This is a genomic window from Flavobacterium collinsii (assembly GCF_902804485.1).
In the GTDB taxonomy this organism is placed as follows: Bacteria; Bacteroidota; Bacteroidia; order Flavobacteriales; family Flavobacteriaceae; genus Flavobacterium; species Flavobacterium collinsii.
Window position 1 is genome coordinate 128,112 of sequence record NZ_CADCST010000098.1, and the last position, 15,917, is coordinate 144,028.

A 15,917-nucleotide genomic window follows, 5' to 3' on the forward strand; every position below is an offset into this window, starting at 1 on the left:
TTTTTAAACACCTCCTGCGTGAAGGTGTTTTTTTATGCTTGGTTTTAAGCAAAAAAAAACTATCCAATCTAATATTGAATAGTTTTTATAAATCTAAAACACTGACCTCTTACAATTGAGAAGTGATATAATTTGATATTAAGGCAATTTGAGTATCATCTACCTTCGCTTTTTTCTGCATTCTTACCAGAATTGGTTTCCAGTCTTCCTGACTAAATTTCTTCGGATCATATAGTTTGTGACATCTTGCACAACTGTTTTCGTACAAGTTTTTACCTTCCGCCAATGCAGGAGTTAATTCTGTAGTTTTTACTGTCTCTGTCACAGCCGGTGCAGCCGGTGCAACCTCAGCCGCTTTTTTAGTACCGCACGAAACCAAAAGCAACGTCACAGCAGTTAAAGTTAAGATCCTTAATTTCATTGTTCTTGTTTTTTTAAGTAAATATAAAAAAAATCCCATTCGGCTAGCGAATGGGATTACTATTTAAAACAATACTAAATTGCTGTAAAGTCTTATTTTACGTCCATTAATTCAACGTCAAAAATCAAAGTTGCGTTTGGTGGAATAACTCCTCCTGCACCTGCAGCTCCATAAGCCAAATCAGATGGAATTACAAAACGAGCTTTATCGCCTACTTGTAATAAAGCGATACCTTCGTCCCATCCTTCAATCACCTGTCCTTGACCTAATCTGAATTCGATTGGTTTTTTACGTGGGTAAGATGAATCAAAAACTTTTCCATTTTCTAAAGAACCTTCGTAATGTACTGCAACTGTTTTACCAGCTTCAGCTTTCTTACCTTCTCCTTTTTGAATCATTTTATAACGTAAACCACTGTCTGTTTTATCAAAACCTGCAGCCAATTGTTCCATTTTCGCTTCTGATTCCGCTTTTAAAGCAGCATCACGCTTCAAACGAGCTCCTTTTAAAGCTATAAAAGCTTCAATAGCATTCCATTTTTGAGCTTCTTCACCTACTCTGATGATTTCTACTGCTTCAAGATTATCTCCTTGAGCCACTGCATCAACAACATCCTGACCTTCGATTACATGACCAAAAACAGTATGTTTTCCGTCTAACCAAGAAGTTGGAACGTGTGTAATGTAAAATTGAGAACCGTTACTCGCCGGACCAGAATTAGCCATTGCTAAAACTCCTGGACGATCGTGTTTTAAACTTGGGTGAAACTCGTCATCAAATTTATATCCAGGATCACCAGTTCCAGTTCCTTTTGGACATCCTCCCTGAATCATAAAATCAGGAATTACTCTATGAAAAGTTAATCCGTCATAGAATTTTTGCCCCTGAGGTTTTACTTTATTCTCCATATTTCCTTCTGCAAGAGCTACAAAATTCCCTACGGTCCCAGGTGCTAAATCGTGTGCAAGTTTTACTAAAATCGAACCTTTACCAGTGTTGAATTTAGCGTATATTCCGTTTTCCATTGTTGTTATTTTTTATTTGATTGCAAATTTACAAATTAATTTTATATCAATTTTATGCTTTCTGTTTTTTAGACTTTGATTTGTAAGTTAGGCCATAAACTGTAAATGCCAGTGCCGATAATCCAACACATCCAATGGTTACAGCGTGCCATCCACCCAGTTTCCAGAGCAATAATCCGTAAGCCGATCCGGCTGCTGTTCCTAAAAAACTAAATGACATAAAGACGGTATTCAATCGGTTTCTGGCTTCCGGAAGCAATGAATATACTCTGGTTTGGTTTGAAATATGAACTCCCTGAATTCCGATATCAATAAATACGATTCCGATCGCAATTCCGATCACACTTTCTATCGAAAAATAAAAAACCAGAAAACTAATTAAGATCAATAAACAACCGTAACCTACCGCAATTCTTGAGTTTCCTTTGTCTCCCATTTTCCCTACTAAAGGTGCTGCCAAAGCTCCTGAAGCCCCTACAATTCCAAAAAGTCCAATTGTAGCACTGTTAAAACCGAATGGTTCTCCGGAAAGCAGTAAAACCATAGTGGTCCAAAAAGCTCCAAATTGTGCAAAACTAAACACATTAATCAGTGTAGCTTCACGTAAAACCGGCTGTGTTTTAATAAGTGTAAAAAGAGACTGAATCAACTGCCCGTAAGTTCCCTCAAACTGAGGTTTATTGACCGGAAATTTATTCTGAATCACAAAAAAGATCAATAAACAGATTCCCGCAGCAATATAAAACATAGACCTCCAACCTAATATCTGACCGATAAATCCGCTTAATGTTCTGGAAAGCAATATCCCAACAAGCAAACCGCTCATGATGGTTCCTACTACTTTTCCACGCTGTTCCGGTGCACTTAAAGAAGCCGCCAAAGGCAAAATAAGCTGTGGTACGATTGAAGTAATTCCAATTAATAAAGAAGCCACCTGCAAAAGAAAGAAACTTTTTGCCGTTGCCGCAATAATCAAAGCGATTACAGAAGCAAAAGTGGTCATTAAAATTTGTTTTTTTCGTTCAATTTTATCGCCTAGCGGAACCATAAAAAACAATCCTATCGCATAACCTGCCTGTGTTAGATAAGTTATTGTTCCCGCACTGGCTTCGGGAATTTTAAATTCGTTGGCAATTAAAACAATTAAAGGCTGACAGTAATAAAGATTTGCAACTATAAGTCCAGTGCAAGCTGCCATAAATAAGACATTCGTTTTGGATAAATTCATTTTGCAAAAATACCAATCTAATTATTACCAAAACTTTAAAAAAATTATAATTTTTCTAAGTTCAAAGGCAATCCTGTCTATTGTTTTAAAAATTATACTGAATTTTAAAACATTACGATTCTATAAAATCTTCCCTAATCGGACTAAAAACATCCGTCAAAAGTCCGCTTTCTAAACAAACCACTCCGTGAATGGCATGAGGCGGAATGTAAAAACTATCTCCTTCTTTTAGCGTTTGGGTTACACCGCCAATAGTAACGTCAAATTTACCACTTGAAACATACGTTACCTGCGAATGATAGTGCTCGTGTAAAACACCAATTCCCCCTTTTTCAAAATGAACATTTACCAACATCACTCTTTCATCAAAGGCAAGAATTTTACGCTTGATTCCTTCACCAACAACCTCCCACTCGATTTCATCACCTTTTATAAATTCTTTGCTTGTTTTTAAATGCTGCATTTTCAATATGTTTAATTAACTTTCTATCCTTTGTAAATTTTATATATCAGCTAGCGTTTTTTCACACTAACTATTTCTATCAAATTTAAGCTAATCTGTTTTCTTATTGCTTACTTCTAAATTAATTCTTTAAAAATAAACCTTTCGTCGTAATCGACTTCGGACTTTTCCAAAAAGTGAATATAGTCCTCTTTCAAGGTTTTCTTTTTGTGGTGCGCTTCTTGGTTTTCAATATACTTAATGACAGCAGTCAATTGAGATTTACTGTATGAAAAGGCTCCATAGCCTTCCTGCCATTGAAAATATCCTTTGGACAATTTATTAGTATTGATCCACTTTGAGGAATCCTGTTTAATATTTTTCATCAAATCAGAAATTGATTGCGCAGGTCTGATCCCGATTAAAATATGAATATGATCCGAAACACCATTTATCGCCAGAAGCTTATGATCATTATTTTTTATAATTCCGGTTATATATTGATATAATTCTGCTTTCCATTCTTTGTTTATTAACGCACGTCTGAATTTTACTGCGAAAACAAAATGAATATGTATTTGGGTGTATGTGTTTGCCATAATTACCGATATTTAATTCCTGACGGAATAATTTGTGATGTGTAAAACACATATTCGTTCAATTCTACCGATATGCAATTCCTGACGGAATAATTTGTGATGTGTAAAACACATATTCGTTCAATTCTACCGATATATGCAATTCCTGACGGAATAATTTGTGATGTGTAAAACATATATTCTTTCAATTCTACCGATATGCAATTCCTGACGGAATAATGTCCGATGTGAAGATCATATATAATTTGATCCCAGTGACATATAATTCCTGACGGAATGATTTGCGATACATAAACAATTTTTATTTTACATTTACATCACAAAATGAAAGAATAAAACTACAATATTTTCATTAATAAATATTACTTCCTCACAATTTATTTTTACTTATTTAATTATCATCAAAAAAAAATGCTCCGTTAGGAGCAAAATATCGGTAAAACAGTAAGCAAAAAAAATGCTCCGTCGGGAGCAAGATATCGGTAAATCCATCCTCAAAAATGTCCCGCTGGGACAACATCTCTTTTACAGTTAGTAGCTGCCCTTAGTTTTCCTCTTCTTCAAAATTATCAAAGTAGGTAAAATCTTTGGTAATTAATCCTTTTTCAATTGTAAAAATAGTACAGATCGGCAGTTCAAATTTTGAATTGTCAGGCGCTGTACCCGATGAAACAAACTCGACAATAATATGTTTCTCTCCAGACGGATAAACCTGAACAACTTTATCATGCAAATCCGGAAAAGCGGAATTAAGCTCTGCATACTTATCCGCAATTTGCTTACGGGTTTGTTTAACAATCCCCGGCCCTAATGAAGGATCTTTAAAATCAGCAGTCTCAGTATACATTTCAGACATCTTTTTCCAATCGTGGCTATTAAAATGCTCAAAATACTGTTTGATTAATTGTTCGTTTTTTGTGGTATCCATAGATTTTAATTGATTTTGATTCTGACAGGAAATAATTACAAAAGACACAATAAGCATCGCTGTTTTTCTCATGATTTATCATTTTAAGTTACTAAAGATCAGCACAAAGCGGACATAAATATAATCAAATGATTTTGACCAAAATGATAAATTCTCAATATTTCCGTTTAAAAAACAAGAAATCAGCTTATTTTACAGCAATTGTTTGAGGTGGTTGTTGCTGTTTATCTGTTTTGTACAAATAGATCTCTCCATTCTTATGGGTATAGATGTAGGTATAGTTCCAGTAATTTGAACCAGCCATTCTGGTGCCTTCATTAGTATTTGCATTAACATACACTTGTTCCGCATAAATCAATATTTCCCCGTGATCTGAATTGTGTAAAGTACGTATAGGCGGTCCCCACATCTTAATAATATTTTTTTTTGATTGACCAATCCATTGATCATTTGCATTTTTAGTGGTTGAACATGCTTGTAAAATCAATAGAGCAGTTAATACGAGTAGCTTTTTCATGGAGGTTTTATTTTTAAGTATCTCTTTACAAAATCATACAATTAAATTGTAATATTAGTTAAAATTAGGCATCTTTTTTTTACATTTAAGATATATTATGTTATATAATCATCATCTATTTAACCGTACAACAAACACTTATACAGCAACAAACACTATAACCTTCTCGCTATAAACTCTTTCACTAAAAACTTTTAATTATTTTCTGTCATTTTCAAATCTTGAAAATTCACAAAAATTAACTTTGTATCTTTGCACCTTAGAACTATTGAAGAAAAAAAATGCGAATTGACATTATTACAATTTTACCTGAATTATTAAAGAGTCCGTTTGAGGCTTCGATTATGAAACGTGCCATAGACAAAGGTTTAGTGGAAGTTCATTTTCATAATTTGCGTGATTACACAACAAACAAGCAAAAAAGTGTTGACGATTATCCGTTTGGCGGAGGTGCCGGAATGGTAATGACGGTTCAGCCTATTGATGACTGTATCACGCATTTAAAAAGCCAGCGTGAGTATGATGAAATTATCTATATGTCGCCTGACGGGGAAACTCTAAATCAAAAAATGGCCAATACGATGTCGATGTATGAAAACATTATCATTCTCTGTGGACATTATAAAGGGGTAGATCAACGTGTTCGTGATCATTTTATTACGAAAGAAATTTCAATTGGCGATTATGTATTATCCGGTGGAGAATTAGGAGCTTTGGTTTTATCTGATGCCTTGATCCGATTGATTCCCGGTGTTTTGAGCGACGAAACTTCAGCATTGACTGACAGTTTTCAGGACAATCTGCTTTCAGGTCCTATCTATACAAGACCGGCAGATTATAAAGGCTGGAAAGTTCCTGAAGTTTTAACAAGCGGTCATTTTGCTAAAATTGACAAATGGCGTGAGGATATGGCATACGAACATACTAAAAACAGACGTCCGGATTTATTGGAAGAAAAATAAAAAATATTCCCTCCTCATTTATTTTTAGTGATTCTTCTCCATCATACTTGAAAGCTGTAATTATCGTTATCTTTTTTGTTACTTCTTTCTAAAAGCTAAAAAATGAGCGATTTTAATCTGAAACATATTTACAATACACGGAATTATATTGAGATGAATTACAATCAAATCATCTCAATAAATTCTCTGGAGGACATTTCCTGTTATTCGTACAGGAATTTGCAACGCATTTTTTACTCTTTATTTAATGAAACCATTGGCGCTTATCAAACCCGATTGAAAGTAGAAAACGGCTATAAAAAACTGATCTATTCCAACAAACAAATCTCAGAAATTGCACTTGAAGTAGGTTTTGCCGATGTACAGTCTTTTTCAAAAACCTTCAAAAAACATTTCGACTGTGCTCCTTCACTAGCCCGAAATCAAAAAGAGCTTTTACTTAACGACACGGGTATTCTTCAATCTTTCACCTCCTTTTTAAAGCCTGAAATACTTGTAATTCCGGAAACAGCTGTTTATTATCTTAGCTCTAAAACACATTATATTAATCCCGAAATAGAAAATCTTTGGGACACTCTTTTAAAAAATGAATTTCCTGAAACTGATGCTCACTTCTTCGGAGTTATAACGGATGACATTTTAATTACCGAAAAAATAAATTGTACTTACGAAGCCTGCATTGCGACAACTGCTGTTCTTAAAAACCTTCCAAAGAAGCAAATTTTCGGGGGCAAATATGCTCGCTTTTTTCACCATGGAAGCTACCACACCCTTGAAGAAACGTATAATCAAATCTTTGGTGGCTGGTTTCTAACCCATGATTTTGAACTTTCACATTTGCCTGTTATTGAACAATACCTGAAAACAAGCGACAATTGTGATAACGAATCCGACTATCTCACAGCGATTTTTATTCCGCTTATTTGATTTGTCCATTTTGGACAACTGCCGGATTGCGTTTTAGAAATACATTTGTACCGTCAAAATACTAGTAACAAAATGACACTAAACAAGTTAATCCACAACAAACTTATATTAAGATGAAAAAATTATTTTTACCAATAGTACTACTTCCTTTGTTCACTTCCTGCCAGGAAGACGGAATGTCTGCAACACCAAACGAACCAACTGAATCCATTAAAAGCGAGATTATGTATACCATGCCTGAAGAATCTGCTCCGCATGAAGGAACTTGGCTGCAATGGCCACATCAATATCAATACGGTATTAACTATAGAGATGATTTGGATGCTACATGGGTTGCCATGACGAAATCACTGTCGACAAGTGAAAAGGTGCATATCGTTGCTTATAATACCAACGAAAAGAACAGAATTACAACTTTATTACAAAATGCAGGAGTTTCTCTTACTGCTATCGATTTTAAAATCTATAAAACGGATGATGTTTGGGTACGAGATAATGGTCCTATTTATGTAAAAGACAAAAACAACCAATTAGTAATTCAGGACTGGGGCTTTAATGGCTGGGGAGAAAAAGCTGATTTTAGAAATTGCAACACCATACCTGCACAAATTGCCGCAGATCAAAATACAACTGTTGTAGATTTAAATGCGATCATGATCAACGAAGGCGGAGCTGTAGAAATAGATGGAAAAGGAACCTTATTAGCTACGAAAAGCTCTATTCTGAACTCAAATCGTAATCCTGGAATGAGCCAGGCACAAGCTGAAGCAATTTTTAAAAAATATTTAGGAGTGTCTAACTTCATCTGGCTTAACGGAAAAGCAGGAAAAGAAATTACTGACATGCACATTGATGGGTTTGCACGATTTGGTAATGACAATACCATCGTGACGATGAGTGAAGATGATTTACTGTACTGGGAAGTACCAGAAGGAGACATTCCTACTTTGTACAATTCAAAAGATTTAAAAGGTAAAAAATACAATTTCCTAAAACTGCCTTTGACTCAAAACAAAGTGGTAACGACATATGGAAAAAGACTAGGCTACAAAGGCTCTTATGTTAATTACTATATTGGAAACACGGTTGTATTGGTTCCTAATTACAATGATCCTAATGATGCCGTTGCCAATCAATTGATTCAAAGCTTGTATCCTAACAGAAAGGTAATTGGTATCGACGTTCGTAATTTGTACGCTAATGGAGGAATGATCCACTGTGTGACACAACAGCAGCCTAAGTAAGTCAAATAGATTTTTTTGAAGTATACAGTCTCAGTTTACAGTTATATGTCTCTTGAATTCAATCAGGAAACTTTAACTACAAACTGAGACTAAACTGCTTATCCATCATAGTTCATTGAAGCAATCGTTCTATTTGTAATTTCAACATCTAAAATATGATCTTGAAAAAAATCATCTCCGGTAGAAGCTATAGTATGAATATCTCCAGAATCGGTAATTGTTATTTTAATACTATAAACCTCTAAAGTATCATACCAGTCATTATTGGCTTTTTCTTCTGTAAAATCATCGTTCTGATTGTAAAACTCAATTAATTCATTTTTACAATTTGAAAGCCAGTAAATGTGTGCGATAACGGCATCTGAATATTTTTGAATATCAGCACTTGAAAGGTAAATAAAGATTCTATCTTTTACTTTTTTATTGAATATTATGATGTCTTTTTGAGGAATCTCAAATTTATTTTGATCTCCTTCTGATGTGCTGAAGTCAATTAAAGTGAGTTTTGACATTTCTTTCTTTTCTCTATATTTTCTAACATCCTTAATAATAAAATTGTTTTCATGTGATTTTGCCTTTTGTTCCATCACATATAATTTAGAAACATCTTTTTTATTATCCAGATCAGCGATTTCAGTAAAAACCTCATAGGCAGACCTATAAAAACCTAAAAGTAGGTATATGTTTGAAAGCACCAAATTATCTTCTTTTACTCTATTAATATCTTCTAATTCATAAAGTAAATCATAAATCCTTTCTGTACTTTCTTTTGAATTATTTGATTTCTTAAATTCATTTGAAAACTCAATGTATTCTTTTAAATATTTTCTTTCCATTTACATAATATTTTACTTGATCATTAAATAATTGTTCTAATTATTTAATCTTAGTCAATATCATTTTTCATTATAAAATCATAAAAATTACCGTACTTATCCTCAACTTTATCAGGCCATTCATTGTTCCATAATACGATTGGATAATTACAATCTTCTCTATTTCTATTTGTATCAAAACAAAGATATCCCCAGTCTTCCCAAATTGCAAAAGGAATCAATCCTTTTTCTATTACATCATCTTTCATATTTTCATGAAAAATTATTTCTGTTAAAGAGATTTTCCAATTATTAATAGAGTGTTCAAAAAACGAAGCCTCGGAAATATGAAGTTCATAAAAATGTTTATGTTTCAAAAATATTTTATAATCCTCCGGATATTCGCAACCAAGTTGTTTTTCTAATTCTTTAATTTCATTATCGGTTACCTTACTGTCAACAGGAAACCAGACTCGCCATTCTTCATTCTTGTCTTGAATTGGATCTGCCATTTCCAATTCAATTTCCGCAGGAAGCACGTTACCTTGATCTTCGACAAATCTTCCCAGATGAGCATCAATTATTCTTTTAATATTATTACTACTTGCCATTATTAAAAAGTGAATTACCAAAATATCTATCTTTCAAATTTAGTAAAAAAAACCTTATTTTAAAATCAAACAAATTAGCAAAACTTGCGGATTATATTAAAGCTGGACAAACTGAAAATCAAACCCAAAAAGCACTTCTAAACACCAATTTATCAGCAACTTAAAATAATTTACAATTTATAATTCATAATTTACAATTATTTTCTACATTTGCACCCGAATTAGACTAACCTCTGGCGAAATCCGTGAATGTTACTCTATACTAAACAATAATAAAAAATTATCATGGCAGATTTATTAAAGTTCGTTCAAAACGAATTCGTTGCTAAAAAAGATTTCCCTGTTTTCGGAGCTGGAGATACTATCACAGTTTACTACGAAATTAAAGAGGGTGAAAAAACAAGAACTCAGTTTTTTAAAGGAGTTGTTATTCAAAGAAGAGGTTCTGGTAACACAGAAACTTTTACTATCCGTAAAATGTCTGGAGCTATTGGAGTTGAGCGTATCTTCCCAGTAAACTTACCAGCTTTACAAAAGATTGAAATCAACAAAAAAGGAGCTGTACGTAGAGCTAGAATTTTCTACTTCAGAGAACTTACTGGTAAAAAAGCTAAGATTAAAGATAAAAGAAGATAATCATTTATCTATTGGTTATAAAAAACTCGTTTCAAATGAAACGAGTTTTTTTTTGCCTGTTTTTTAAAATTTTCAGGAGCTAATCCCGCTATCCGTTTCAATCTTTTGCTTTTTAAAGAAAATAGCAAAAGGATTTCCACTGCTATCGGGGCTAGGACAATCATTTTCATAAGAGCTTTTAGTTTACGCCAAACCTGTTCGGTTTTAAAAACCTAACAGGTTTCTCAGATTGCGCGACATACATCATTTCAACGGATTAAAATCCGTTTTTATCTGCGTTTTTACGAAGTAAATCTGTTTCATCCGCGTCAAAATTAGACACTGATTTTACTGATGCGCTAAAGCGAAAACGCTGATAAAAACAGATTTTACCAGCTTAATCTTGGAAACCATAAACGGTCTAATGAAACCGTTTGCGTGAGGAAATTAAAAACACAATTTTTCATACAAAAACACAGCGCTAAAATGATTTTATACAACTGAAAAGGTTTCTCTGTTTCGGAATCGCTCACTTTTCTTAGTGATTCATCAAAACTGTAATTTTTTAATACCAAAATCGTCGATTTGACAATTTAAAGACCTCGAAATAACAATCTGATAATTTCGGCATTTCTCCTGAAAACTACACCGTTTTCGGACTGTTTTTATTATATTTGCTCCGCTCATTCTGAGCCGACTATACCTTTTACATCGTCATTCTCTGACGATACGATTATAAAAAAAAAAAAAATGACACAGAATTCAAAAATCTATTACACCTTAACTGATGAGGCGCCATTGTTAGCGACTTATTCTTTTTTACCTATTGTTCAGGCTTTTACGTCTACAGCAGGTATTACAATTGAAACCAGAGACATCTCTTTGGCTGCCCGAATTTTATCCAATTTCCCTGAGCTTTTAACAGCTGATCAAAAAACAGGAGATGCTTTGGCTGAATTAGGTCAATTGGCTACACAACCTGATGCTAACATCATCAAACTACCAAACGTTTCAGCATCGGTACCACAATTAAAAGCGGCTATTACTGAATTGCAATCGCACGGTTACAACATTCCTAATTTCCCTGAAGATCCTCAAAATGATGCCGAAAAGGAAATTAAAGCAAAATATGCTAAAGTTTTAGGTTCTGCCGTAAACCCTGTTTTACGTGAAGGAAACTCTGACCGTAGAGCTCCAAGAGCGGTAAAAAACTTTGCAAAAGCAAATCCACACTCAATGGGTGCATGGTCAGCTGATTCTAAAACAAAAGTGGCTTCAATGCCAAACGGTGATTTCTACGGAAGCGAAAAATCACTTACAGTTGCAGAAGCTGATGATGTAAAAATTGAATTCGTTGCAAAAGACGGTACAATTACTGTATTAAAAGCAAGTACTCCTCTTAAAGCAGGTGAAATTATTGACAGTTCTGTTTTAAGTGTAAAAAAATTAAAAGCTTTTGCTGCTGATGCTATTGCAGATGCAAAAAAAGAAGGTGTTTTACTTTCGGTACACTTAAAAGCTACCATGATGAAAGTATCAGATCCAATTATCTTCGGCGCTATCGTTGAAGTGTACTTTGCTGATCTTTTCAAAAAATACGAAACTTTATTTGCAGAATTAAACATTGACACCAGAAATGGTTTAGGTGATATCTATGCAAAAATTGCAGGAAGACCTGAACAAGCTGAAGTTGAAGCAGACATTACTAAAGCAATCGAAAACGGTCCTGCTTTGGCAATGGTTAACTCTGATAAAGGAATTACAAACTTACACGTACCTTCAGATGTAATCGTTGATGCTTCTATGCCGGCAATGATTCGTACATCAGGACAGATGTACAATAAAGAAGGAAAACAACAGGATACCATCGCAGTTATTCCGGATCGCTCTTACGCTGGAATTTACACAGCTACAATCGATTTCTGTAAAAAACACGGTGCTTTTGATCCTAAAACAATGGGAAGTGTTCCTAACGTAGGTTTAATGGCTCAAAAAGCCGAAGAATACGGATCTCACGATAAAACGTTCCAAATGAAAGCTGACGGAGTTGTTCGTGTAACAGACAACAAAGGGACTGTTTTAATGGAGCAAAACGTTGAAGAAAATGACATTTTCAGAATGTGTCAGGCAAAAGACGCTCCAATTCAGGACTGGGTTAAACTTGCTGTAAACAGAGCACGTTTATCTGATACTCCTGCAGTTTTCTGGTTAGACGAAAACAGAGCACATGACAGAGAATTGATCGCAAAAGTTCAAAAATATTTAAAAGATCACAATACCGTAAATCTGGATATTCGCATCTTAAACCCAGTTGCTGCTACTGAATTTACTTTAGACAGAATCATCAAAGGTTTAGACACTATCTCAGTAACCGGAAACGTTTTACGTGATTATTTAACCGATTTGTTTCCAATTTTAGAATTAGGAACTTCAGCTAAAATGTTATCGATCGTTCCGTTAATGAACGGTGGTGGATTGTTTGAAACTGGCGCAGGAGGTTCTGCTCCAAAACACGTTGAGCAATTTACAGAAGAAGGATATTTACGTTGGGATTCATTAGGAGAATTTTTAGCGCTTGGTGCTTCTTTAGAGCATTTAGGACAAACTTTAGACAATTCTAAAGCAATTGTTCTGTCTGAAACTTTAGACGAAGCCAATGATAAATTCCTTGCTAATGATAAATCTCCGGCTCGTAAAGTAGGTGAGATTGACAACCGTGGTTCTCATTTTTATCTTGCTTACTATTGGGCTCAGGCTTTGGCTGCTCAAAACAAAGATGATGAATTGAAAGCGATCTTCACTCCAATTGCTGCTGAATTTGAAGCTAACGAAGCTAAAATTGATGCCGAATTAATTGGTGCACAAGGAAAACCACAAAATCTTGGTGGTTACTACCAGCCAACTCCTGAATTAGTGAGTAAAGCAATGCGTCCTAGCGAAACATTCAATTCAATTATTGCGCAAATAAAATAATCGAATTAAACATAAAGAGACTTAGCAATATATCTCTACAGAAAAGACAACTTTAAATAGTTGTCTTTTTTTTTGAATTAAACCAAACCTTTGAATCTCAAAAAAAAAGAAATCTTTCTTAACTAATGTTTAACAAACGTTCTGCGAAAATATTTAGTAAGAATTATTAACTATGTGTTTCAAAACCAAGACAATGATCACAAAAAAAAATACAACTTTTTTTATTCTGCTCTTTACCATTTTAACATCATTTTCTCAGGAAAAATTCACTTTAAGCGGTACCATCACCGACTTCAAAAACAACGAAACCTTAATCGGTGTGAATCTCTATATTCCGGCCTTAAAAATTGGTACCACCACCAACGAATATGGTTTTTATTCACTTACCGTTCCACAAGGCGAACATCAGATCGAAATTAGTTATGTTGGTTATCAAACCCTTCAAAAAACAATTACTTTAAGTCAAAACACAAAAAACAATTTTGCAATCAACGAAAGCGGTGAAGAACTTCGGGAAGTTATAATTACCGACAATAAAGGCAAAATCAATATCAAATCACCCGAAATGAGTGCCAACAAACTCTCCATTTCTACAATCAAAAGGATGCCGGTTGTTTTAGGTGAAGTCGATGTTTTAAAATCGATCTTATTGCTTCCAGGAGTTACAAATGCAGGTGAAGGCGCTTCGGGATTCAATGTACGTGGTGGAGGTGCCGATCAGAATTTAATTTTACTAGACGAAGCTACTATCTTTAATTCCTCACACGTATTTGGTTTTTTCTCCGTTTTTAACCCCGATGCTATTAAAGATCTCAAATTATACAAAGGCGGAATTCCGGCACGTTATGGCGGAAGAGCCTCTTCTGTTTTAGACATTTACCAAAAAGACGGAAACAGCAAAGAATTTCATGTTAATGGGGGAATTGGGTTAATTTCAAGCCGACTTCTTGCCGAAGGCCCGCTAGTAAAAGACAAAGGTTCTTTCCTTATTGGAGGAAGAGCTTCTTATGCTCATTTATTTTTAAAATTATCCGAAGATCAAAAAGACAACTCTGCCTATTTTTATGATTTAAATACCAAACTGAGTTATAAACTAAACGACAACAACAGCTTGTATTTATCCGGTTATTTTGGGCGTGATGTTTTTAGCCTCAACAAAAGTTTTACTAATATCTACGGAAACTCAACGCTAAACCTGCGTTGGAATCACTTGTACTCTGACAAACTATTTGCTAATTTATCCTTGATTTACAGCGATTATTATTATGGACTTGACTTAGACTTTGTAGGTTTCAAATGGGATTCAGGAATTAAGAACTACAACATCAAATACGATTTCAAAAACTATATTTCAGATAAATTCAAACTGAACTATGGTTTAAATGGAATTTACTACGAATTTAATCCCGGAACGATCAAACCAAGCAATGAAACATCGGGAATTAATCCGGATCAGTTGGATAAAAAATATGCGTTTGAACCTTCTGTTTATATCGAAGCCGAAAATCAGCTATCGAAAAAAATCACGGTTGCTTACGGATTGCGCTACAGTTTGTTCTACCGTTTAGGCGCTTCTACCATCAATTATTATGACAATAACGAACCCGTGATCTTTAATAGCAACATGCAGATCTACGAAAAGGGAACTCCAACCTCAACCCTTTATTTTGGTAAAAACAAAGTCATTCAAAATTACAATAATTTAGAACCACGCCTTTCTGTTTCTTATCAGTTAAATGATGACCAATCGGTTAAAGCAAGCTACAACCGAATGGCGCAGTATCTTCAACTAATTTCGAATACTTCATCTCCTACTCCATTGGATGTCTGGATGCCAAGTGATAATTACATCAAACCTCAGATCGCAGATCAGGTGGCTTTGGGTTACTTTAGAAATATTAACAATGGTGCTTATTCTGTCGAAGTGGAAACGTATTATAAAAAAATCCAAAACCGACTTGACTATATCGATGGTGCCGATTTGATTGCGAATAATGCGATCGAACAAATAATTCTGAATGGAAGAATGCGGGCCTATGGTGTCGAATTTATGCTAAAGAAAAATGAAGGCAAATTCAACGGATGGATCTCCTACACTTTATCAAAATCACAGCAACAAACCCCGGGAAGAACTCCGGAGGAACTCGGAATCAATAACGGACAATGGTACAGCTCTGCTTACGATAAAACTCATAATTTAGCCATTACATCTGCTTATAATCTAAACGAAAAATGGTCTTTTGGCGCTAACTTTGCGCTGCAATCGGGACAACCGGTTACGTACCCTAATGGACGATATGAATATCTGGGAATTACGGTCCCAAATTATGGATTAAGAAACGAAAACCGTTTACCAGCCTATCACCATTTAGACATTTCGGCAACTTTGACACCTAGAAAAAATAAAGACCGAAACTGGAAAGGCGAATGGGTTTTTAGTATTTATAACTTATACAACCGCCAAAATGCAGCCTCGATCAACTTCCGTCAAAATGTAGATACCGGTACAAATGAAGCCGTAAAAACCTCGATTTTCGGAATAGTTCCGGCTGTTAGTTATAATTTTAAATTTTAAGACCAACTTTCTGTAAAAAGAAACAAAAGATATAT

At 34.5% G+C, this 15,917-nt stretch carries 15 protein-coding genes; 6 read left to right on the forward strand and 9 right to left on the reverse strand.

What is annotated here, in order from left to right:
- Positions 1-109: 109 nt before the first annotated feature.
- From FLA105534_RS15485 to FLA105534_RS15515, 7 genes are all read right to left on the reverse strand, one after another.
- Complete coding sequence (locus tag FLA105534_RS15485; RefSeq protein ID WP_173967020.1) at positions 110-421, reverse strand: c-type cytochrome; 312 nt, start codon at positions 419-421, stop codon at positions 110-112.
- Positions 422-513: 92 nt separating this feature from the next.
- Positions 514-1,446 (reverse strand): peptidylprolyl isomerase, encoded by a 933-nt coding sequence (locus FLA105534_RS15490; RefSeq protein WP_173967021.1) that lies wholly within the window; start codon positions 1,444-1,446, stop codon positions 514-516.
- Between the two features lie 52 nt (positions 1,447-1,498).
- Entirely contained in the window at positions 1,499-2,644 is a 1,146-nt protein-coding gene (locus FLA105534_RS15495) for an MFS transporter (protein WP_246253255.1), read from the reverse strand.
- A gap of 142 nt (positions 2,645-2,786) precedes the next feature.
- A complete protein-coding gene (locus tag FLA105534_RS15500) occupies positions 2,787-3,137 on the reverse strand; it encodes a cupin domain-containing protein (RefSeq protein ID WP_173967023.1) in 351 nt (116 codons plus the stop codon).
- A 116-nt stretch (positions 3,138-3,253) separates the two neighbouring features.
- Entirely contained in the window at positions 3,254-3,715 is a 462-nt protein-coding gene (gene tnpA, locus FLA105534_RS15505; RefSeq protein WP_173967024.1) for an IS200/IS605 family transposase, read from the reverse strand.
- 544 nt (positions 3,716-4,259) lie between these two features.
- Positions 4,260-4,715, reverse strand: a complete 456-nt coding sequence (locus FLA105534_RS15510) for a nuclear transport factor 2 family protein (RefSeq protein ID WP_173967025.1) — start codon at positions 4,713-4,715, stop codon at positions 4,260-4,262.
- Between the two features lie 115 nt (positions 4,716-4,830).
- Positions 4,831-5,160, reverse strand: a complete 330-nt coding sequence (locus FLA105534_RS15515) for a hypothetical protein (RefSeq protein WP_173967026.1) — start codon at positions 5,158-5,160, stop codon at positions 4,831-4,833.
- A 281-nt stretch (positions 5,161-5,441) separates the two neighbouring features.
- Here FLA105534_RS15515 and trmD point away from each other — a divergent pair, with 281 nt between their 5' ends.
- From trmD to FLA105534_RS15530, 3 genes are all read left to right on the forward strand, one after another.
- Positions 5,442-6,122: a tRNA (guanosine(37)-N1)-methyltransferase TrmD gene (gene trmD / locus FLA105534_RS15520; RefSeq protein WP_173967027.1), complete on the forward strand. Its 681-nt coding sequence runs from the start codon at positions 5,442-5,444 to the stop codon at positions 6,120-6,122.
- 102 nt (positions 6,123-6,224) lie between these two features.
- A complete protein-coding gene (locus tag FLA105534_RS15525; protein ID WP_173967028.1) occupies positions 6,225-7,049 on the forward strand; it encodes an AraC family transcriptional regulator in 825 nt (274 codons plus the stop codon).
- A gap of 113 nt (positions 7,050-7,162) precedes the next feature.
- Entirely contained in the window at positions 7,163-8,293 is a 1,131-nt protein-coding gene (locus FLA105534_RS15530; protein WP_173967029.1) for an agmatine deiminase family protein, read from the forward strand.
- A 98-nt stretch (positions 8,294-8,391) separates the two neighbouring features.
- On the opposite strand, the gene FLA105534_RS15535 is transcribed toward FLA105534_RS15530, so the two are convergent.
- Both FLA105534_RS15535 and FLA105534_RS15540 read right to left on the reverse strand, forming a co-directional pair.
- Complete coding sequence (locus FLA105534_RS15535; RefSeq protein ID WP_173967030.1) at positions 8,392-9,129, reverse strand: hypothetical protein; 738 nt, start codon at positions 9,127-9,129, stop codon at positions 8,392-8,394.
- A gap of 50 nt (positions 9,130-9,179) precedes the next feature.
- Positions 9,180-9,719 carry an SMI1/KNR4 family protein gene (locus tag FLA105534_RS15540; RefSeq protein ID WP_173967031.1) on the reverse strand — a complete coding sequence of 180 codons (540 nt, stop codon included), beginning with the start codon at positions 9,717-9,719 and terminating at the stop codon, positions 9,180-9,182.
- A 285-nt stretch (positions 9,720-10,004) separates the two neighbouring features.
- Here FLA105534_RS15540 and rplS point away from each other — a divergent pair, with 285 nt between their 5' ends.
- The 3 genes from rplS to FLA105534_RS15555 all read left to right on the forward strand — a co-directional run bounded on the left by rplS (position 10,005) and on the right by FLA105534_RS15555 (position 15,882).
- Positions 10,005-10,355 carry a 50S ribosomal protein L19 gene (gene rplS, locus FLA105534_RS15545; RefSeq protein WP_017495434.1) on the forward strand — a complete coding sequence of 117 codons (351 nt, stop codon included), beginning with the start codon at positions 10,005-10,007 and terminating at the stop codon, positions 10,353-10,355.
- 729 nt (positions 10,356-11,084) lie between these two features.
- Positions 11,085-13,307 (forward strand): NADP-dependent isocitrate dehydrogenase, encoded by a 2,223-nt coding sequence (locus FLA105534_RS15550; protein WP_173967032.1) that lies wholly within the window; start codon positions 11,085-11,087, stop codon positions 13,305-13,307.
- 193 nt (positions 13,308-13,500) lie between these two features.
- Entirely contained in the window at positions 13,501-15,882 is a 2,382-nt protein-coding gene (locus FLA105534_RS15555; RefSeq protein WP_173967033.1) for a TonB-dependent receptor, read from the forward strand.
- Positions 15,883-15,917: the final 35 nt, after the last annotated feature.

What these genes read in the sequence shown, in the direction of transcription:
- FLA105534_RS15485 (WP_173967020.1), bottom strand. Translation starts at nt 421, where the DNA reads ATGAAATTAAGGATCTTAACTTTAACTGCTGTGACGTTGCTTTTGGTT.
- FLA105534_RS15490 (WP_173967021.1), bottom strand. Translation starts at nt 1,446, where the DNA reads ATGGAAAACGGAATATACGCTAAATTCAACACTGGTAAAGGTTCGATT.
- FLA105534_RS15495 (WP_246253255.1), bottom strand. Translation starts at nt 2,644, where the DNA reads ATGGCAGCTTGCACTGGACTTATAGTTGCAAATCTTTATTACTGTCAG.
- FLA105534_RS15500 (WP_173967023.1), bottom strand. Translation starts at nt 3,137, where the DNA reads ATGCAGCATTTAAAAACAAGCAAAGAATTTATAAAAGGTGATGAAATC.
- tnpA (WP_173967024.1), bottom strand. Translation starts at nt 3,715, where the DNA reads ATGGCAAACACATACACCCAAATACATATTCATTTTGTTTTCGCAGTA.
- FLA105534_RS15510 (WP_173967025.1), bottom strand. Translation starts at nt 4,715, where the DNA reads ATGAGAAAAACAGCGATGCTTATTGTGTCTTTTGTAATTATTTCCTGT.
- FLA105534_RS15515 (WP_173967026.1), bottom strand. Translation starts at nt 5,160, where the DNA reads ATGAAAAAGCTACTCGTATTAACTGCTCTATTGATTTTACAAGCATGT.
- trmD (WP_173967027.1), top strand. Translation starts at nt 5,442, where the DNA reads ATGCGAATTGACATTATTACAATTTTACCTGAATTATTAAAGAGTCCG.
- FLA105534_RS15525 (WP_173967028.1), top strand. Translation starts at nt 6,225, where the DNA reads ATGAGCGATTTTAATCTGAAACATATTTACAATACACGGAATTATATT.
- FLA105534_RS15530 (WP_173967029.1), top strand. Translation starts at nt 7,163, where the DNA reads ATGAAAAAATTATTTTTACCAATAGTACTACTTCCTTTGTTCACTTCC.
- FLA105534_RS15535 (WP_173967030.1), bottom strand. Translation starts at nt 9,129, where the DNA reads ATGGAAAGAAAATATTTAAAAGAATACATTGAGTTTTCAAATGAATTT.
- FLA105534_RS15540 (WP_173967031.1), bottom strand. Translation starts at nt 9,719, where the DNA reads ATGGCAAGTAGTAATAATATTAAAAGAATAATTGATGCTCATCTGGGA.
- rplS (WP_017495434.1), top strand. Translation starts at nt 10,005, where the DNA reads ATGGCAGATTTATTAAAGTTCGTTCAAAACGAATTCGTTGCTAAAAAA.
- FLA105534_RS15550 (WP_173967032.1), top strand. Translation starts at nt 11,085, where the DNA reads ATGACACAGAATTCAAAAATCTATTACACCTTAACTGATGAGGCGCCA.
- FLA105534_RS15555 (WP_173967033.1), top strand. Translation starts at nt 13,501, where the DNA reads ATGATCACAAAAAAAAATACAACTTTTTTTATTCTGCTCTTTACCATT.